The 19899-nt window shown below is 69.0% G+C and carries 15 protein-coding genes; 11 read left to right on the top strand and 4 right to left on the bottom strand.

All coding sequences use genetic code 11. The features are described from left to right. Positions 1-49: 49 nt before the first annotated feature. Positions 50-1237 carry an endo-1,4-beta-xylanase gene (locus AB0O34_RS08320; RefSeq protein WP_363914016.1) on the bottom strand — a complete coding sequence of 396 codons (1188 nt, stop codon included), beginning with the start codon at positions 1235-1237 and terminating at the stop codon, positions 50-52. Positions 1238-1657: 420 nt separating this feature from the next. On the opposite strand from AB0O34_RS08320, the gene AB0O34_RS08325 reads away from it, so the two are divergent. The 3 genes from AB0O34_RS08325 to hpnE all read left to right on the top strand — a co-directional run bounded on the left by AB0O34_RS08325 (position 1658) and on the right by hpnE (position 5131). Continuing rightward, the gene (locus tag AB0O34_RS08325) at positions 1658-2563 is read left to right on the top strand and encodes a DMT family transporter (protein ID WP_363914018.1); all 906 of its coding nucleotides are present in this window, start codon (positions 1658-1660) and stop codon (positions 2561-2563) included. Positions 2564-2939: 376 nt separating this feature from the next. After that, the gene (locus AB0O34_RS08330) at positions 2940-3797 is read left to right on the top strand and encodes a squalene/phytoene synthase family protein (RefSeq protein WP_363914020.1); all 858 of its coding nucleotides are present in this window, start codon (positions 2940-2942) and stop codon (positions 3795-3797) included. Then, positions 3794-5131 carry a hydroxysqualene dehydroxylase HpnE gene (gene hpnE / locus AB0O34_RS08335; protein ID WP_363914022.1) on the top strand — a complete coding sequence of 446 codons (1338 nt, stop codon included), beginning with the start codon at positions 3794-3796 and terminating at the stop codon, positions 5129-5131. The genes AB0O34_RS08330 and hpnE overlap by 4 nt, the downstream gene beginning before the upstream one ends. Here the strand turns inward: hpnE and AB0O34_RS08340 are convergent. Continuing rightward, positions 5126-6241, bottom strand: a complete 1116-nt coding sequence (locus AB0O34_RS08340) for a glycosyltransferase (RefSeq protein ID WP_363914024.1) — start codon at positions 6239-6241, stop codon at positions 5126-5128. The genes hpnE and AB0O34_RS08340 overlap by 6 nt on opposite strands. Positions 6242-6264: 23 nt before the next feature. On the opposite strand from AB0O34_RS08340, the gene AB0O34_RS08345 reads away from it, so the two are divergent. The 5 genes from AB0O34_RS08345 to hpnH all read left to right on the top strand — a co-directional run bounded on the left by AB0O34_RS08345 (position 6265) and on the right by hpnH (position 11777). Continuing rightward, positions 6265-7041, top strand: a complete 777-nt coding sequence (locus AB0O34_RS08345) for a polysaccharide deacetylase family protein (protein WP_363914026.1) — start codon at positions 6265-6267, stop codon at positions 7039-7041. Between the two features lie 204 nt (positions 7042-7245). Beyond that, positions 7246-8097: a squalene synthase HpnC gene (gene hpnC, locus AB0O34_RS08350; RefSeq protein WP_363914028.1), complete on the top strand. Its 852-nt coding sequence runs from the start codon at positions 7246-7248 to the stop codon at positions 8095-8097. 130 nt (positions 8098-8227) lie between these two features. Next, positions 8228-10135 (top strand): squalene--hopene cyclase, encoded by a 1908-nt coding sequence (gene shc / locus AB0O34_RS08355; protein WP_363914030.1) that lies wholly within the window; start codon positions 8228-8230, stop codon positions 10133-10135. Continuing rightward, positions 10132-10776, top strand: coding sequence for a hypothetical protein (locus AB0O34_RS08360; RefSeq protein WP_363914032.1), 645 nt, complete (start codon positions 10132-10134; stop codon positions 10774-10776). Before shc ends, AB0O34_RS08360 begins: the two co-directional genes overlap by 4 nt. Further along, positions 10773-11777, top strand: a complete 1005-nt coding sequence (gene hpnH / locus AB0O34_RS08365) for an adenosyl-hopene transferase HpnH (protein WP_363914034.1) — start codon at positions 10773-10775, stop codon at positions 11775-11777. The genes AB0O34_RS08360 and hpnH overlap by 4 nt, the downstream gene beginning before the upstream one ends. Before the next feature lie 23 nt (positions 11778-11800). On the opposite strand, the gene AB0O34_RS08370 is transcribed toward hpnH, so the two are convergent. Next, positions 11801-12538 (bottom strand): SDR family NAD(P)-dependent oxidoreductase, encoded by a 738-nt coding sequence (locus AB0O34_RS08370; RefSeq protein ID WP_363914036.1) that lies wholly within the window; start codon positions 12536-12538, stop codon positions 11801-11803. 363 nt (positions 12539-12901) lie between these two features. Beyond that, a complete protein-coding gene (locus AB0O34_RS08375; protein ID WP_363914038.1) occupies positions 12902-13087 on the bottom strand; it encodes a hypothetical protein in 186 nt (61 codons plus the stop codon). A gap of 766 nt (positions 13088-13853) precedes the next feature. Between AB0O34_RS08375 and AB0O34_RS08380 the strand changes: the two genes are divergently transcribed. From AB0O34_RS08380 to AB0O34_RS08390, 3 genes are all read left to right on the top strand, one after another. Next, positions 13854-14999: a lectin gene (locus AB0O34_RS08380; RefSeq protein ID WP_363914040.1), complete on the top strand. Its 1146-nt coding sequence runs from the start codon at positions 13854-13856 to the stop codon at positions 14997-14999. A 249-nt stretch (positions 15000-15248) separates the two neighbouring features. Then, positions 15249-17357: a family 43 glycosylhydrolase gene (locus AB0O34_RS08385; protein WP_363914042.1), complete on the top strand. Its 2109-nt coding sequence runs from the start codon at positions 15249-15251 to the stop codon at positions 17355-17357. Positions 17358-17438: 81 nt separating this feature from the next. Further along, entirely contained in the window at positions 17439-19217 is a 1779-nt protein-coding gene (locus tag AB0O34_RS08390) for a family 43 glycosylhydrolase (RefSeq protein ID WP_363914044.1), read from the top strand. The last annotated feature ends 682 nt before the right edge of the window (positions 19218-19899 follow it).

Below are 19899 nucleotides of genomic sequence, written 5' to 3' on the forward strand. Positions count from 1 at the left end.
CCTGAGTGGCCGCGCGGGGCATCCGAGCCGGCGGATGCCCCGGCGTCGCTCATCGTCGGGGCTTCTGCGGGATCCTCGGCAGGACGTAGGGCGGCCCGGCGAAGGCCAGGTCGGCCTTGACGGCGTTGTAGGCGCGCTTGGGCCGGTAGGACTCGTCGTACAGGGTGGCCATGCCCTCCGGGGGGTCGGAGAACCAGCCGGGCACCCAGGAGTGCCTGTCGCTGAATCCCCAGACGGTGTAGGACAGGCAGTGCCGGTTGGCAAGGCATGCCTGCAGGAGCACGCTGTAGTTCGACGCCGACGCCTGGAGGCGGGGATTGATCTCGTTGGAGTCGCCCGCACGCACGCCGTCGGTCATCTGGCTACGCACGTCCACCTCGGTGAACGCCGTGGCGAGCCCGAGATCGGAGAAGGCGTCGAGCGCTTCGAGCACCTGGAAGGCGTCGATGTTCCCGTACTGGGTGCCGAGGTGCCCCTGGCTGCCGACGCCGTCGATGGGGACGCCGCTCGCGCGCAGTTGCTTGGCCATGGTGTAGACGTACCAGGTCTTGTCGGAGGGGCCGCGGTCGCCGAACGCCTCGATGTTGTAGTCGTTGTAGAACAACAGGGCGCCCGGGTCGGCGGCGCGGGCCCAGCGGAAGGCGTCGGCGATGTAGCCGGGGCCGAGGTGCTGCGCCCAGAAGCCCTTCAGGTGGATCGACGACGGGCTGTCCCACGGGTCGCTGACCGCCTCGTTGACGACGTCCCACTGCCAGATCTTGCCCTTGAAGTGCTTGACGACGGCGGTGATGTGATCGCGCAGGATGTCACGGAGTCGCGCGTCGCTGATCGTCCCGTCGCTGACGCCCTGGGTGAGCCAGGTCGGCAGCTGGTTCTGCCAGACCAGCACGTGCCCGCGGACCTGCTGCTTGTTCCTGCGGGCGAAGTCGATCAACTCGTCGGCCGGACCCCAGTTGTACACGCCCCGGGTGGGTTCGAGCACCTCCCACTTCATGACGTTCTCAGCGGTGACAGTGGAGAACTGCGACGCGGCGAGCGCGCGGTACTGCGGATCGGCCGCGTCGTGCAGTGCGTCCATGTCGACCGCGGTGCCGATGGCGAGGTCGTGGCGGGCGGCGAGCGTGCGAAGGCTCTGCTCGGCGATCGTGGGGTGCCGCCCGTCCGCGAGAACAGGCACGGCGCTCAGCGCGCCGGCCAGCATGAGCGCGGTGGCACCGACGATCAGGAAACGTTTCATCGAACTCCCTCGGGATCGCCCCCGAAAATTTTCGGTTCAACAACGAAACATTATGTTAGTAAAGCTCTCCACGAGAGAAAAGGCCCATGTTGTAATCCCGAAATCTTTCGGAAATCACGGCGCATGAACGCCTTGGCCCGCGCTCTCCGTGCCTGTGGGGTTCAGCTGCTCTCACTGCCGAGTTCCTGCTGGAACAGGGGGGAGGGAGCGATACTCCGGCAGGTCAGATGTGAAGCCGGTGTTGGGGGAAGGGATGGGTTGATGGTTGCTCACCAGGAGCTCGCCGACGAGACCACCCAGGCGTCCGGGCACTGGTGATCAAGCAGGGGATCCCCTGTCCCTGCGCCCGTCCTGTCGAACCGGAGATCGGAGAGGGGCGCTTCTGGTGATCATCACGATCTCCCGGGACGAGGGGGCTCAATGATCTCCGTGGTGCTGGCGTTGCTCGCCGCGGCCGGCAACGCGACCGCCTCGGTGCTGCAACGTCGCGCGGCACGGTCGGTACCCAAGGACAAGGCATTCCGGCCGGCCCTCGTCCTGGCCTTGGTCCGCGACCCGGTGTGGCTTGGGGGAATCGCCGCGCTCGTCGGAGGATTCCTCTTCCAGGCCGCCGCGCTGTCGGTCGGAGCCCTGGCTCTTGTGCAACCTGTTCTCGTCATCGAACTCCCGTTCACCATGGTCCTGCTGTCATGGATGTTCGGCGTGAAACTCGATCGGCGATCCTGGCTGGCGGTGGGGACGGTGACCGTCGGGGTGAGTGTGTTCCTCGTCAGTGCCGCGCCCGGCCCGGGACGGCAGACCCCCACCTCGGCAGAATGGGTGATGGCCACCGTCGTGACCATCGGCACCGTCATCGGGCTGGTGATGGTGGCACGACTGTTCACGGGTGCCGGCCGGGCCGCCGCCCTCGGGGTGGCCACCGGTGTCGGGTTCGCCTTCACCGCCACCTTCATCAAGGAGAGCACTTCGGTCTTCCAGCGCGATCCGGCCGCGTTGCCCGCCTCCTGGCAGTTGTACGCGATGGTGGTCGCTGGTCTGTGCAGCCTGTTCCTGCTGCAGAACGCGCTGCATAGCGGCCCCCTGGTGGCCGCACAGCCGGCACTGACCGTCAGCGACCCTGTGGCCGGCATTCTCTACGGCACCACGATGTTCGGAGAACATGTCCGCACGGGCCACTGGATCCTGCTCGAAGCCACAGGCATCACTTTGATCATTTATGGCAGCTTCCGGCTCGCCAAGTCGCTTCCATCCGGGCTCGGTCACAAGACGCCCCGACGCGGGCATGAGAGCCGCCTCGGACGGACCCGAGGTGAACGAGGTCGATGACCGGCGACCTGAACGCAAGATCACCGCCGCGCGTAAATTGTTCGGCGGGACGGCGCAATAAACATGGGCAGGCTCCGCGTCTCTTGTTTTGCCACGACTGCCGGTGGAAATTCCGTAGCGGTGTCCACGCGGCGGGATTGCATACGGGAGGTCATGTCCAAGGCCGCCCGCGATATTCCCCGGTGGCTTTACGGTCGCTGCCGCGCGGGTACCTCGGCAGCCTTCTGGAATCTACGGGTTCGCGCGCTTCGTAGGCGAGACCGGTGGTGAGGCGAGCCGGGGGGTCGGCTGCGGCTGCTGGACGCCGTCGAGTCGCCCCGCTTGTCCGCCGGGTCGCCGCATGGCCGCACCGTTCTTGCGACAAGGAGGCGACCCGGTGACCGCGTCCCATGCCTACAGGCGCTGCGAGCAGATCGTCCGTGTCCGGGCGCGCAATTTCTCCTACGGCATCCGGCTGCTGCCGCCGCCCAAACGCCGGGCACTGAGCGCCGTGTACGACTTCGCCCGCCGGATCGACGACATCGGTGACACCGACGGGCCCGCCGACCAGCGGCTCGCCCGTCTGGCCGACGCGCGTACCGCGCTTCGTGGTTCACGTCCCGACGAGGGTGACCTCGTCCTGGTGGCCCTCGTCGACGCGGCCCGCCGGTACCCTATCCCGCTCGCGGCGTTCGAAGAGCTGATCGATGGGTGCGCGGCTGACGTGCGCGGTGCGACGTACGAGAGCTTCGATGACCTGCTGGCCTACTGCCGGTGCGTCGCCGGATCGGTCGGGCGCCTTTCGCTCGGCGTCTTCGGAGCCGAGGATCCCGAGGTGGCCGCCCCGCTGGCCGACGCCTTGGGCGTGGCGCTGCAAATGACGAACATCCTTCGGGACGTGCGCGAGGACCGTCTCGCCGGACGCGTCTACCTGCCGTCGGAGGACCTGGAACGGTTCGGATGCACGCTGGACATCGACTCTCGCGGGAGGTTCACCGATCCACCCGAGCGGCTTGCCACGCTGCTTCGGTTCGAAGCCGAACGGGCACGCGACTGGTACCACCGGGGTACACGCCTGCTACCCCTGCTCGACCGGCGCAGCGCGGCGTGCACCGCCGCGATGGCCGGCATCTACAGGTCCCTGCTCGACCGCATCGCCGTCCACCCCGTCCAGGCGCTGACCGCCAGATCAACGCTTCCCGCGTGGCGGAAGGCGATGGTGGCGGCGCGAGCACTGGCGGGAGCCGGCAGGTGAGCGGCTCGCCGGTGGCGCCGGTCGCGATCGTGGGTGGCGGACTCGCGGGCATCGCCGCCGCGGTCGCCCTGGCGGAAGCGGGCTGTGCGGCGACGCTGTACGAGGCACGCCCGAGATTGGGAGGCGCCACTCATTCGTTCGAGCGCGACGGCTTGATCGTGGACAACGGCCAGCACGTGTTCCTGCGATGCTGCACGGCGTATCGGGGCCTGCTCCACAGGATCGGCGGCGCCGACCGGGTGCACCTGCAAAACCGGTTCGACATCCGGGTCCTTACCCCGACGGGCCGTGCCGGGCGTCTGCGCCGGGCCGCCGTGCCAGGACCACTCCATCTGGTGCCCGCCCTTGCGACCTACTCCCTGCTGGGACCGGCTGACAGGTTGCGCGCGGTGCGCGCCTCCCTCGCGCTGGCCGGGCTCGACCCCGCCGACCCGGCACTCGACCGGATCGATCTGGGCAGCTGGCTGACCTCACACGGGCAGCGCGGCCCCGCCCGAGCAGCGCTCTGGGAACTCTTCGCGGTGGCGGCCCTGAACGTCGGCATCGAGGAGGCCTCTCTTGGAGCGGCGGTGAAAGTGTTCAAGACCGCTCTGCTCGGGCGGGCCGACGCCGCCGACATCGGCATTCCGGCCGTACCTCTCGGCGACCTGCACGGAACCGCCGCCCAGGCCGCCATCCGGCGACGTGGTGGTGAGGTGCGCCTGTCGGCGAAGGTCACGGCCGTCGTGCCGGGCCCGGCGATCGTCGTGGACGGCGCCCGGATCGCGGCGTCCGCGGTCATCTTGGCGACGCCCCACGAGCAGGCCGCCAAGCTCGTCCCCCATGAGGCGGTGCCCGAACGGGACGGCTGGAGCGGTCTGGGGTCCAGCCCGATCGTCAACGTGCACACCATCTACGACCGTCCCGTCACCGACATCCCGTTCGCCGCCGTCGTGGACTCGCCCGTGCAGTGGGTCTTCGACAAGACCCGCGTCGCAGGGCTGAACAGGGGGCAGTACCTCACGGTTTCGGTGTCGGCGGCGGACCGATGGATCGACATGCCCGCCGCGAGGATCCAAGCCGAGTTCGTCCCCGCACTGCAGCGGCTGTTCCCCGGCGAATGGCGGGCACGGCTCACCGACTTCTTCGTCACCAAAGAACGACGCGGCACCTTCCGCCAGGGGCCGGGCAGCGGCGCGCTGCGTCCTGCGGCCGGCACCCGGTGGCCCGGTCTGTACCTCGCCGGCGCGTGGACCGACACAGGCTGGCCCGACACGATGGAGGGAGCCGTGCGCAGCGGACTCCACGCGGCCCGCCTGGCCAGGCTGCACCTGCGCCAGGGAACCACCTCATGACCCCGGTGGTCCGAGCGGTGGAAGGTCCACCGGAGCGGACATGAGAGCGGCCTCGGCCGGGATCGAGGTGAACAGAGCCGACGCCCGGGTGATCTGGAGGTGACGTCGCGGTTCGTCCCGCAGCCGGTCCAGCGCGCCGAGGAGGGCCGCGGCGTCCGGGGCGTGAACGCTGAGCCCCGCCCGTGCCATCGCGAGCGCGCCGTCGCGGCCGTGACCCGGGATGGGCAGGTAGGAGACGACGGGTAGCCCGGCCGCGAAGGCCTCCACGCAGGTGAGCCCAGCGGCGTTGTCGACCAGCGCGTGGGCCGCCGACATGAGTTCCGGCACGTCGTCGCGCCAGCCGAGCGCCAGCACCATCCCGTCATCGCCCAGACGTGCCCGGAGCGGGGCATTGCGCCCGCACAGGACGACCGGCCTGTAGCGGCCGGATCGGACCAAGATACGCGCGGTCTCGCGCACGGCTCCCACTCCCCACGAACCCGCGGACACCAGGACCAGCAGGTCACCGGGGTCCGCGCCGATCCGGGCTCGTGTCCTCGCGCACTCGGCGGCAGGCGGCCGGAACCTCGGTCGTACGACGGGGGCCGTGCACAGGGCCGGCCGTCCGGTCATGGCGGTGATGTGCCCGGTCATGGCGGGGTTCGGGCAGAGGTAGCGATCGTTGCCCGGATGGAGCCACAGCCGGTGCACGGCGAAGTCGGTTACCAGCACCGTGCTCGGCGCCCGGAGCCGGCCGCGCCGTCTGAGCCGCCCTGTCACCTGGGCGGCCAGGTGGAAGGTCGAGATGACCTCGTCGGGCCGGTGACGGCCGGCCAGGCGGCCAAGGGGAGCCGCCGCGAGGATCGTCAGCGGCGATGTCGACGGCGCCCGTTTGGCGACGAAGAAGAGCTGGTAGGTGGCCTCATAGAGCCACGGCGCGTGCCTGATCACCCATTGGTATCCCCACCGCAGCATCGGGCCGAGCCGCAGCGGGAGCAACCGGAGGACATCGATGATCTCAGCCTCGGCACCATCGGCGGCCAGCCGCCGGGCCAGCTCGGCGGCGACCGCGTCATGGCCGGCGCCCATGCCCGCGCTGAGGATCAGCACGCGTCGCCCCGCCGTCACCATCGGTATCCGTCGGGCCTGAGAGGATGCGACCCGCCGCGCTGTCGACGGCTCTGGCGGGGCTGGCACTGCTGCACGCCGCCCCGGCGGGGACCTGGCTGCCCGCCGTACGGCGCCGGCTGCCCGGCCTGGCGGGCGTGGGAAGCGCCGATCATGTGGCGCTGACCTTCGACGACGGACCTGACCCCCGTTCCACCCCGCGCTTCCTCGACGAGCTCGAACGGCTCGGGTGCCGGGCCACGTTCTTCGTACTCGGTGAGATGCTCGAACGCCACCCCGCGCTTGGGCAGCGCATCGTCGCGGACGGGCACGAGATGGCCGTGCACGGCTGGCGGCACGTCAACGCCCTGATGATGTGCCCGGGCCGTGTCACCAACGAGATCGGCCGGGCATCCGCGCTCGTGCGCGCGGTCACCGGCGCGAGTCCGGCGTGGTACCGGCCGCCGTACGGCGTGCTGAGCGCCGAGACGTTGGTCGCGGCCGCCGCGCGAGGGCTGCGCCCGGTGCTGTGGACCGCGTGGGGCAAGGACTGGACCGTCACCGCGAGCCCGGCTTCTGTGCTGGCGGCCATGGCGCCCGGACTGCGCGGCGGCGCGACCTTGCTGCTCCACGACTCCGACCACACCTCGGCGCCCGGCTCCTGGCGATCGGGGCTCGGCGCCCTGCCGGTGCTGGTGGACCGCTGCCGTTCCATGGGACTGTGGGTCGGGCCGTTGCGTGACCATGGCGTCGCAGGGACGGCCGCCGAGGGTCGTCATGCCCCGGGAACGCCGCGACGGGCTGACCACTGCGCTCCTCCTTGATACGGCTTGAAATCCCCCTCTCCGCCCGCCCATGCCGTCAAACCGCCTTTCGGCCTCATGCGCGCGACACGAAAACGTGGGCCTGTCATCGCGGATGACGTGGAAGGCTCCGGACGGCATAAATTCCCCGCCAACGCGGGGCAATAGATGCCGTCGGACGGCGCCGTTCTGTTTGCGACATAGGCCGATGGAAATCGAACAGGGATGTCATCGCGGCAGGATCGCGGGAACGACGTCATATCGAAGGCCGGCCGCGAGAATTTCCCGGTGGCCTTGCGGGTGCTGCCGCGCCGGCACCGCGAGCACCTTTGGGCGGTGTACGGGTTCGCCAGATTCGTGGACGACATCGGCGACGAGGCCGAGCCGGCCGACCGGCTGCGGCTGCTGAACGCCGTCGACTCCGATCTGCTTCGCCTGTACGCCGGGTCCACTCCGCGCCTGCCGGCCGTCGGCGGGCTCGCTCGGGCCGTCGAGACGTGCGTGATCCCGGCCGAGCCGTTCCACCGGCTGGTGGAGGCCAACCGGCGCGACCAGACGGTCACCCGTTACGACACCTTCGACGACCTGCTCGGCTACTGCGAGCTCTCGGCGAACCCCGTCGGGCACATCGTGCTGCACGTGTTCGGTATGGCGGCTCCCCATCGGCTCTCGCTGTCGGACCGGGTGTGCTCCGCGTTGCAGATCATCGAGCACTGCCAGGACGTCGGTGAGGACTACCGGCGGGGCCGTGTCTACCTACCGGGGAAGGACCTGCGCGAATCCAACTGCGAGGAGGGCGACCTGGCCGGTGGCGTCACTTCGGCGGGGCTGCGCCGCGTGGTGTCCCTGCAGGTCGCGCGAGCCGCACGGCTGCTGGAAGACGGCCGTCCGCTCGTCGGCTCGCTGACGGGGTACGCCCGCATGGCGGTCGCGGGCTACATCGCGGGAGGCCAGGCCACGGTGACCGCGCTGGAGCGGTCCGCTCATGACGTGCTCGGGCAGGCCGTCCGCCCCGGCCGGGGCCGATGGCTGGCCGCCTGGCTCCAGGTTCTCTCGGCAAGGCAGACGACCCGGTGACCGCCTCCCACGCCTACAGGCGCTGCGAGCAGATCGTCCGCACCCCGGCCGGGCGGCGCCTTCGGCGGCAGGCCGCGCGGACGACCGGGCCGGCCCCTGCCGAGCCAGAGGCCATGCCGGGACGGCTGACATGACCACACTCGACGCCTCCAGGCCCACGTCGGCGTCCGGCGCCGATCTGGCCCTCGACGCGGCGTGTGACCACCTGATCGGCCTGCGCTCTCCGCAGGGATGGTGGAAGGGCGAACTGCGGACGAACGTAACGATGGACGCCGAGGACCTGCTCCTGCGCGAGTTCCTCGGCATCCGGGGCCGGCAGGACACCTTCGAGACGGCCCGCTGGATCCGATCCGAGCAACGCACGGACGGGACCTGGGCCAACTTTCACGGCGGCCCACCCGACCTGTCCACCACCGTCGAGGCCTACGCCGCGCTGCGGCTCGCCGGCGACCAGGCCGATGCCCCGCACATGCGCGCCGCCGCCGCGTTCGTCCGGCAGGCCGGCGGCGTGGAGGCGGCACGGGTGTTCACCCGGATCTGGCTGGCCATGTTCGGTCAGTGGCCGTGGGAGGAACTGCCCGTCCTTCCCCCGGAGATGATGTTCCTGCCGTCGTGGTTCCCGCTCAACGTCTACGACTGGGCCTGTTGGGCCCGCCAGACGATCGTCCCGCTCACCGTGGTCAGCGCGCACCGGCCCGTGCGCCCGCTCCCGTTCGACCTCGCCGAGCTGCGCACCGGACGCACCGTACGGCCGCGTGCGGGCCTGGGCTGGGACGGAGCGTTCCGCGCCCTGGACCGGCTTCTGCACCGCTACGAGCGCAACCCGGTGAAGGGCACACGAGACGCTGCGCTCAGGCGTGCCGCCGAGTGGATCGTGGCGCGGCAGGAGGCCGACGGCTCCTGGGGCGGTATCCAGCCGCCCTGGGTCTACTCCCTGATCGCGCTCGACCTGTCCGGGTACCACGCCGACCATCCCGTCATGCGCAGGGGAATCCAGGGACTGGACCGGTTCACGATCAGGGACGACAGGGGCCGCAGGCTGGAGGCCTGCCAGTCACCGGTGTGGGACACCGCGCTGGCGGTCAACGCGCTTCTCGACGCGGGCATCGCCCCCGGCCACCCGGCCGTCGCCGAGGCCGCGGACTGGCTGCTCACCCAGGAGGTCAGGGGCCCGGGAGACTGGGCCGTGCGGCGGCCCTCGCTGCCGCCGGGCGGCTGGGCCTTCGAGTTCGACAACGACGGCTACCCCGACACCGACGACACCGCCGAGGTCGTCCTCGCGCTGCGCCGGGCGCACCGCCCCGGCACGCGGCCGGCGATCGACCGGGCTGTGCGCTGGATGACCGGAATGGCCTCACGCGACGGCGGCTTCGCGGCCTTCGACGCCGACAACACCCGCGCGCTGTGCGCCAAGCTGCCGTTCTGCGACTTCGGCGCGGTCATCGACCCGCCGTCGGCCGACGTCACCGCCCACGTCGTCGAGGCACTCGCCCACGAACGACCGGCCGGATCGAAGACCCTGCGGCGCGCCGTCGTCTGGCTGCTCAGAGCCCAGGAGGCCGACGGATCCTGGTTCGGACGCTGGGGCGCCAACCATGTCTACGGCACAGGGGCGGTGATCCCCGCCCTGGTCGCGGCCGGCGTACGACCAGAGGCGGCCTGCGTACGGCGGGCCGTCGCGTGGCTGCGTGAGCACCAGAACGACGACGGCGGCTGGGGCGAGGACCTGCGTTCCTACACCGACCCCGCCTGGCTCGGACGCGGGCGGTCCACGCCGTCGCAAACCTCATGGGCACTGCTGGCCCTGCTCGCCGCCGGGGACCGCTCGGCCGCCGTGGACAGGGGCGTCGGTTGGCTGGTGGAGCACCAGCGTCCGGACGGCACCTGGGACGAGCCCTATTACACCGGAACCGGATTTCCCGGCGACTTCTACATCAACTACCACCTCTATCGCCTCGTCTTCCCGATCAGCGCCCTCGGCCGTTACGTGCGTGCCCGCGCCGGCGACGCGGCCGGGGCACCGCAGGTGCCGTCGTGACCGGCCTGCTGATCTGCACCGCGCTGGGAATCGAGGCGCGGGCCGTCCGGCGTGGCCTCGCCGCCGCGTCCAAGGAGGTCCAAGTGATGCGTACCGGGCCCGGACCATGCCGGGCCGCCAGTGCGGCAGGCGATCTGCCAGGGTACGGCGCCCTGGCCGTGGTGGGGTTCGGAGGTGCGCTCGACCCGAGCCTGCGCCCGGGGGACGTGCTGGTGGCCAGGGAGGTGCTATTCGGGGACCGCGTGTTCGCCTGCGCGTCGGCGCCGTCGCTGGCCGAGGAACTGGTTCGCGCCGGGCTGCCCGCTCGTACCGGGCGGCTGCTGACCTGCGACCACGTGGTCACCGGAACCGAGCGCGCCCGCCTCGCCGCCGGTGGCGCGCACGCGGTGGACATGGAGACCGGGCCGCTGGCGGCCGCCTCGGCCGGTCGCCCGCTGGCGGCGGTACGCGTCATCGTCGACACCCCCGGCGCGCCACTGTTGAGCCTGGCCACCATACGAGGCGGCGCTTCGGCCCGCCGCGCGCTGCGGCGCCTCGGCCCGGCCCTCACGCGCTGGGCCTCATGCGTCGATCCCCGGATCGTGCGGGGGGTCGCCCAGGAGACCATCCGGTTCTCGCATGGGAAGGAAGTGCTGTCATGACGATCCCGGTACGCCAGAGCCTGCGCGTCGGCGGCTACGTCCTCCACCAGAGGCTACGGCGACGGACGAAGTTTCCACTGTTGGTCGAGCTCGAACCGCTGTTCGCCTGCAACCTCAAGTGCGCCGGCTGCGGCAAGATCCAGCACCCCGCCGACATCCTGAGGCAGCGCATGCCCGTGGACCAAGCCGTGGCCGCCATCGAGGAGAGTGGCGCCCCCATGGTGTCGATCGCGGGCGGGGAGCCGCTTATGCACCCGCAGATCGCGGAGATCGTCCGGGAGCTCGTCGCCCGCAGGAAGTACGTCTACCTCTGCACCAACGCGCTGCTGATCCCCAAGAAGATCGACGAGTTCACGCCTTCCCGGTACTTCGCGTGGACGGTGCACATCGACGGGTTGCGCGAGCGCCATGACGCGTCCGTGTGCAAGGAAGGCGTGTTCGACGAGGCGGTCGCCGCCGTCCGCGAGTGCCGGCGGCGTGGCTTCCGCGTCACCACCAACACCACCTTCTTCACCACCGACAGCCCGCAGACGGTCATCGACGTGCTCAACTACCTCAACGATGACCTGGCCGTGGACCAGATGATGATCTCGCCCGCGTATGCCTACGAGAAGGCCCCGGATCAGGAGCATTTCCTCGGGGTACGAGAGATACGCGAACTGTTCCGCCAGGCCTTCGCCGGGGGAAACCGCCGCAGGTGGCGGTTCAACCATTCGCCCCTCTTCCTCGACTTCCTCGAAGGAAGGATCGACTTCCCGTGCACGGCCTGGGCCATCCCGTCGTACTCGATGTTCGGATGGCAACGGCCGTGCTACCTGATGGCCGACGGATACGCCCGGACGTACAAGGAACTGGTCGAGGGGACCGAGTGGGACTCCTATGGTCGTGGGCGCGATCCACGGTGTGCCAACTGCATGGCGCACTGCGGATACGAGCCCACCGCCATCTTCGCCACTCTCGGCTCGCTCAAAGAGTCCTTACAGGCGATACGCGACGGCTGACCTTCGCCGAAGGGGCAGGCGGCTCACCCGAACCGCCGGGCGAGGCGGTGGAAGGGCCCCGGCGCGGCACCACGCAGCCGGGCGGGCACGCGCAGCCACCCCGGCACGTACGACTCGGCCCGCTCGTGCCGGATCGCCGCGACGATCGCGCGCGCCACTCGCTCCGGTGGGATGGGCGCGGGCCGGCGACGATCGTAGGGGGCGCCGCGACGATCGAAGAAGGGCGTGTCCACCACACCTGGCAGCACCACCGACACGCCGATCCCGGGAGAACCGCGGAGCTCGTGGCGGAGCGACTCGGCGAAGACGAGAAGCCCCGCCTTGGTCGCCGAGTACACCGCCTCGTGCGCCACCCCGACCGCGCCGGCGATCGAGGCGACGAAGACGATGTGTCCCCGGCCGGACCGGACCATGCCGGGGAGGAACAGAGCGGTGAGCCGCATCGGGGCCGTCAGGTTCACTCCCACCAGCCGGTCGAGCGTGTCGTGCGGCATCCGCGTAAGAGGCCCGGCCCAGCCGACCCCGGCGTTGCTGATCAGTACATCCACGGGTCCGGCACGCTCGGTGAGCAGGTGAACATCGGTCACAAGATCGCAGGCGACGGCCACCCCGCCGGTCTCGGCGGCGACACGCTCCAAGCGGGTGCGGTTACGTCCCGCCAGGACCAGTCGCGCACCGGTTGCGGCCACGGTCCGCGCGGTCGCCGCGCCCACGCCCGAAGAAGCACCCGTGATCAACACGCTCGCACCGGAAAGTCTCATGCGGTTCCGGGTCCTTTGACGCGCGGCCATTCCCTGCTTCCGGGGAAAACGCCGGCTTCCATGACAGCGGCGCTCACCATGCACCCTCTCTGCCGGATATGGCGCTTCTCATAGTCGGCTTACTTTCCACCTTTGTCGCTTCTCATGTCGGGCTCGCATATCCCGCCCAACGTGTACCGCCGGGTGCCCGCAGCACCGGATCGAAAACCCCTGATCAGGGGTCTCATATTAGGCCTGACCTGGGCATACCCGCGTTTACAGGCCGCCGATCCCTGCCGCGCCGGGAGATCGGCAAGCGCAACCCGATGGCGTTCTCCGGCCATTGGGAAACTAGACCCTATAGAGCGGCGAATCGCACGATGATCATATATTCAGGCATTGCACGGAGTCGGTGATCTCAGCGCGCATGTTGCGTTCCATCATCCGTACGGCGGCTTCGGCGAGGTCACGGTGGATGTGGGCCTTTCCGGCGCTCTCCTCCAGCAGCTCGACGTCCTCGTGCGTGTACGGGCTGAGCATGTCTATGACGATCAAAGCGGTGGTCCCCATGCTCCTCTGCCTTCCCAGCGGACCTCCCTCGACTCATGCGGTCACCAGGCCGAACCGATCGCGTGCAGTGTGCAGTCACCAGGCCCAACCGATCGCGTGCGGTGTGTCGAGCGAGCCCGACGCCCCGGCAGGTGCCATCAGCGCGTACCTGTCGCGCGAAAGTTTCGGCTTCGCTTCCTCGAAGTGCCCGGAGACCTCGCACAACGCCTGTCCTCACTCGCCGGAAATCGCGATCGACGCCGGAGATGGGGCCAGAGTGATGAAAGTTTCAGCACAATGCCGTGTGCGTCGGAGTGCGGGGACGCCGATAACACCAGATCGGCCGCACCGAAGCTCCGGGCGCTTGCGGCGCGCCTTCTGCCCGGCCCTTGACGGCACCTCCCTGTCTCGTATTTGCTCCGCCCACACCACCCCGTACACCGACGGAGAAGGAGCTAGCCGACCAGGCAAAATGTTAACGCTAACAAGCCCCGGCGGCCGGAGGCCGTGAACCCCGGGACAGACACCACGTCCACGCGGTCCACCGATCGCCGGCATCCCGGCAGGAGGTTGTCCGTCCGGGCGGAGAGCCGAAGCCGTCGGCATATTGGCTCGCCGCGACGGCGGGGCCCGCGACAGAACGGACGGCCGTGCGGGGCGGATCCCGCGTCCGGCCGCACAGGCCACCACCTCACGACGCTCGCCGCCGAGATGGCCCGATCGTTGAATCTGTTATCGCTCACAGCGTCGACCCAGTGTGGTCGCCGATGCCCGAAAGAGGTCGAGCATGCTCATGTGGAGACGATGGTGCGCCGGGGCGTTCCTGATGGTGGTCGCGGTGGTGCTGGGCGCGGTGAGCGGGACGGGGGCCGCGAGCGCGGAGTCCAACGGCGGGGTGCGGGTGATGCCGCTGGGGGACTCGATCACCGAGGGCACGCAGGTGCCGGGCGGATACCGGATCGGGTTGTGGCAGCGCCTGGCGGCCGGCCGCTACACGACCGACTTCGTCGGATCCCAGTTCAACGGGCCGGGAAACCTCGGTGACCACGACCACGAGGGACATCCCGGGTGGCGGATCGACCAGATCGACGCCAACATCACCGGCTGGGCGCGGACGTACAACCCGCGCACGGTGCTGCTGCACATCGGCACCAACGACGTGCTGCAGAACTACAACGTGAGCAGCGCGCCCCAGCGGCTGTCCACGCTGATCGACCACATCACCACGGCCGTGCCCAACGCTGACGTGTTCGTCGCGACCATCATCCCGCTGTCGAACTCCAGCCAGGAAGCCGCCGCCCGCACCTTCAACGCGGCCATCCCCGGCATCGTTCAGAGCAAGGTGAACGCCGGCAAGCACGTCCACCTGGTCGACATGCACGCCAAGCTGACCACCGCCGACCTGGTCGACGGTATTCACCCCACTGCCACTGGCTACGACAAGATGGCCGCCGCGTGGTACACCGCACTCCAGGCCGTCCCCGGCAGCATCGGCCAGCCGGGCGGTTCCAGCCCCAGCCCCAGCCCGAGCCCGTCGCCCTCGGGGGGTACGACCGCGATTCGCGGCGTGGGGTCCGGGCGGTGTCTGGATGTCACCGGCGCGTCGCAGACCAGCGGCACGCTGGTGCAGATCTGGGACTGCAATGGGCAGGCCAACCAGCAGTGGACGCTGACCTCCGCAGGTGAGTTGCGGGTGTACGGCGGCAAGTGCCTGGACGTCTACCAGCAGAGCACCGCCGACGGTGCCCAGGTGCAGATCTGGGACTGTAACGGCCAGAGCAACCAGAAGTGGCGCCTCAACGGCGACGGAAGCATCACCGCGGTCGGCGCGAACAAATGCTTGGACGTGCCGAACTACTCCACCGCCAACGGCGTGAAACTGCAGATCTGGTCGTGCACCGGCGCCGCCAACCAGCTCTGGACCAAACAGTGAAACGGCGTACCAGACCGAACGTCGGCATCGGAATCGGCATGGCGGCCCTGGTCGCGGTCGCGGCCGACCCTCAGGCCGCGCTTCTCCGAAGTGAGCGATCCGAGCCGTGCTCCCACCTACGGGACCGTCCGACCACCTTGATCTGGACGCCGGTCAGAGAGCACGTCATGCGTGACCGCCCCGCTGCCGCGGCAGTGCATCACGCTCACATATCGGGCTGTCCGGCCCGGAGGATCGAAGGAGGACTCAATGGTTGCCATCGGTAAGGTCGGGCACGCCTTTCCGCGGCGGCGTGGCTGGCGGTCACTGCTCGCCGTGTTCGTGACGGTCGTCCTGGCCGGATCCATGGTCGCGATCGGTACGACGACGGCATCGGCGGCGAGTGTGGACACCAGCGCGTGGTATGTGCTGGTGAACCGCAACAGTGGCAAGGCGCTGGATGTGTACAACCTGGCGACCAATGACGGGGCGCGGATCACCCAGTGGGCGCGCAACGACGGCAACCAGCAGCAGTGGCAGTTCGTCGACTCAGGCGGCGGCTACTACCGGCTGAAGTCCAAGCTTTCCGGCAAGGTGCTGGACGTCTACAACCTTTCCACCGCCGACGGCGCCGCCATCGTGCAATGGAGCGACGGAAACGGTGTCAACCAGCAGTTCCGCCTCACCGACTCCTCCGACGGCTACATCCGCCTGATCAACCGCAACAGCGGCAAGGCCGTCGAAGTCCAGAACGCCTCCACCGCCGACGGCGGCAACATCGTCCAGTACACCGACTGGAACGGCGCCAACCAGCAGTGGCAACTCGTCAAAATGGGCGGCACCCCCAATCCCACCCCGACGCCGACCCCAACCACGCCGACGACCCGGTACAACAATCCCGTCATCTGGCAGGACTTCGCCGACGGTGACATCATCCGGGTCGGCGACGCGTACTACTACTCGGCCTCGACCATGCACTACTCGCCTGGCGCGCCGATCCTGCGTTCCTACGACCTGGTGAACTGGGAGTACGCGGGCCACTCGGTGCCCCGGCTCGACTTCGACTCCACCGCCTACGACCTGAGCGGCGGGCGCGCCTACGTCAAGGGCATCTGGGCGTCCGCGCTGAACTACCGGCCGAGGAACAGCACGTACTACTGGCTCGGTTGCGTCGAGTTCAACCGCACCTACGTGTACACCGCGTCGGCGGTGGACGGCACCTGGCAGAAGCGGTCGCGGATCAACAACTGCTACTACGACGCCGGCCTGCTCGTCGACGACAACGACACCATGTACGTCGCCTACGGCAACAGCAACATCAGCGTCGCGCAGCTGTCCGCCGACGGGCTCAGCGAGGTGCGCCACCAGCAGGTGTTCACCACGCCGTCGAGTGTCGGCACTCTTGAGGGCTCCCGCTTCTACAAGCGCGACGGCTACTACTACATCTGGCTGACCCGCCCCGCCAACGGGCAGTACGTGCTGCGGTCCACCAGCCCGTTCGGCCCGTACGAGATGCGGCAGGTCCTGCTCGACATGCCCGGCCCGATCTCCGGTGGCGGGGTGCCGCATCAGGGCGGTCTCGTGCAGACCCAGAACGGCGCCTGGTATTACATGGCCTTCGTCGACGCCTACCCCGGTGGCCGGATGCCGGCTCTCGCGCCGATCACCTGGAGCGCCGACGGCTGGCCCACCGTCCAGACCGTCAACGGCGCCTGGGGCGCCTCGTACCCGACGCCGAACATCCAGACCACGAAGACCGTGAAACCGATGATCGGCGCCGACACCTTCACCACGAGCGCGCTCGGGCCGCAGTGGGAGTGGAACCACAACCCCGACGACACCAAGTGGTCGGCGGGTAGCGGGCTGCGACTGCAGACCGCTACCGTCACCGGCGACCTGTACGCGGCCCGCAACACCCTCACCCACCGCATCCAGGGCCCCTCGTCCACCGCGACGATCGACCTGGACTACTCCACGATGAGCAACGGTGACCGGGCCGGGCTGGCCATGCTCCGCGACTCGTCGGCGTGGATCGGCGTCAGGCGCGACAACGGCGCCACCCGGGTGGTGATGACCAACAACATCACCATGAACAGTAGCTGGCAGACCACCGCCACCGGCACAGAGGCCGCGAGCGCGCCGGTCTCCGGCGGCCGGATCTGGCTGCGCGTCAACGCCGACATCCGCCCGGGCTCGGGACGGCAGGCCCGCTTCTCCTACAGCACCGACGGGGTCAACTTCACCACCCTCGGCCCGGCCTTCACGCTCAACAACGCCTGGCAGTTCTTCATGGGCTACCGGTTCGCGATGTTCAACTACGCAACCCAGGCCCTCGGCGGCTCGGTGACCGTGCGCCGGTTCGACCTGACCACCCCCTGAGTACAGAAAGGACGGGTGATCATGAAAGTCGCATCTCCCCTCCGACTCGACGTCATATCCAGGCGCGGTGTGCTTTTGCTCATGGCACTGCTCTGCACCGTGACGCTGATCCCGGGTACGGCCCGGGCGGATAATCCGATCGTCCAGACGATCTACACCGCTGATCCGGCTCCATTGGTGTACAACGGCCGGGTCTATCTGTATACGGGGCATGACGAGGACGGGTCGACGTATTTCACGATGAAGGATTGGCGGGTGTGGTCGACCACCGACATGGTGAACTGGACCGACCATGGTTCCCCGCTGAGCGTCGCCACTTTCAGTTGGGCGAAGTCGGATGCGTGGGCGGGTCAGACGATCTACCGCAACGGTAAGTTCTACTGGTACGTGCCGACGACCAACCGGTCGACCGGGCGGATGGCCATCGGGGTGGCGGTCTCCGACAGCCCGACCGGGCCGTTCAAGGACGCGATCGGGCGTCCGCTGGTGGAGAACGGTGAGATCGATCCCACGGTGTTCATCGACGACAACGGGCAGGCCTACCTGTACTGGGGCAACCCGCATCTGTCGTACGTGAAGCTGAACACCGACATGATCTCCTACTCCGGCAGCGTGACGCAGATCGCGCTGACCACCGCGGGGTTCGGTACTCGTAGCGGGGATGCCAACCGTCCGACCCTGTTCGAAGAGGGTCCGTGGGTTTACAAGCGCAACGGCCTGTACTACATCGTGTTCGCGGCGAAATGCTGCTCGGAGTTCATCGCGTATTCCACGGCCACCAGTCCGACCGGGCCGTGGACCTACCGGGGAACGATCATGCCCACGCAGGGCAGCAGCTTCACCAACCACCCCGGCGTCATCGATTACAACGGCGGGTCGTACTTCTTCTACCACAACGGCGCGCTGCCGGGCGGCGGCGGCTACACCCGTTCGGTCGCGGTGGAGAAGTTCTCCTACAACTCTGATGGGACCATCCCGACGATCAACATGACCACGACGGGGGCGCCGCAGGTGGGCACGTTGAACCCCTACGTCCGTCAGGAGGCCGAGACGATCGCCTGGGAGTCCGGCGTGGAGACCGAGCCTTCCACGGAGGGCGGGATGAACGTCGGGTGGATCGAGAACGGGGACTACGTCAAGGTCAAGGGGGTCGCCTTCGGTTCCGGCGCGACGTCCTTCAGCGCGCGGGTGGCCTCGGCGACCAGCGGCGGCCGGATCGAGCTGCGTCTGGACGGTGTCAACGGCGCGCTGGTGGGGACGTGCACGGTGGCGGGCACCGGCGGCTGGCAGACCTGGACGACGGTCACCTGCCCGGTGAGCGGCGCGACGGGCACCCATGACCTGTACTTCAAGTACACCGGCGGGAGCGGCACCCTGTTCAACGTGAACTGGTGGCAGTTCAACGGCGGCACCGGTACCGGCGGGAACCTGTTGACCAACGGCGACATGGAGAGCGGCACGACTGGTTGGGGTGCGTCCGGCGGAACCCTGTCGTCCGTCACCAACGCCGTGCACGGCGGCGCGCGGGCGCTGTCCATCACCGGACGCACGGCGTCATGGAACGGCACCACTCAGGATGTGACCTCCAAGCTCACCAACGGCAAGAGCTACACGACGAGCGTCTGGGTGCGGTCGCAGAGCGGTACGCCGAGCGCGAAGGCGACCCTGGCGGTCACGGCGAACGGCACGACGAACTACCTCCAGCTGACTCCGGCGGCGGTGGTCAACTCCGGCGGCTGGACCCAGCTCACCGGCACGGCGACGGTGTCGTGGAGCGGGACGCTGACCGGGGCCACCTTCTACGTCGAGACGGCGGCGGGCACCGACGGCTTCTCCATCGACGACGCCTCGTTCCAGTAGTCCCGAGCCGGCTGTCGCACGCGCCGCTCCGGTACGACCACCGACCCCGCGTCGTGGTCGGGTGACGCCGGGGCGGCGCGATCGCCCGGGTGAGAGCCGTCACGACTCGGCCCCGCACCCGGGAGTCCGGGCCGGACGCCGGACGGCCGAGGTTCTCCCGCAGCCAGGTCTCGGTGGTGCTCACGTGCATGAGCGCCCTCAGCAGGTTCCAGCCGGGCGAAGCCACGGTGAAACATCCCATGTCCTGAAAGAACGGCTGACAGATTTCACAGCCACGAGGGGTCTCCGTAGCGGAAGAACCGGAGGAGGGGGAGCAACGAGAAATGCCTGTCTGATCTGGCCTTATGACGCCGTTACCGGGCTCGTGGGCCGCCTCGGCGGGCCCGGTCTCGGAGGTCTCCGCGACATCCATCGGCGGCAGGTCTGGACATTCCCCTGTGTCTGGCTTACAAATACATCCCATGTTCATCCTGTGAAAGTCTCTTCACGTTCGCGAAACACGAAGTTCTGCGCCGGTGGGCGCGCATGGATTGCGCGCCCAGTGTGCGGGCGGCAGGATTCCGCGCGACCTGGAAGAGCTCCCCAGGCTCTCGAGAGGTTCCTCCCATGTCTTCGTCCTCATCCTCATTCCAGTTCAGTCGTCGCGCACTGCTCGCCGGGGCCGGGGGTGTCGCGGCCTCAG

Origin of the sequence: Sphaerisporangium sp. NPDC088356 (assembly GCF_040685555.1) — a bacterium.
Classification (GTDB): Bacteria; Actinomycetota; Actinomycetes; order Streptosporangiales; family Streptosporangiaceae; genus Sphaerisporangium.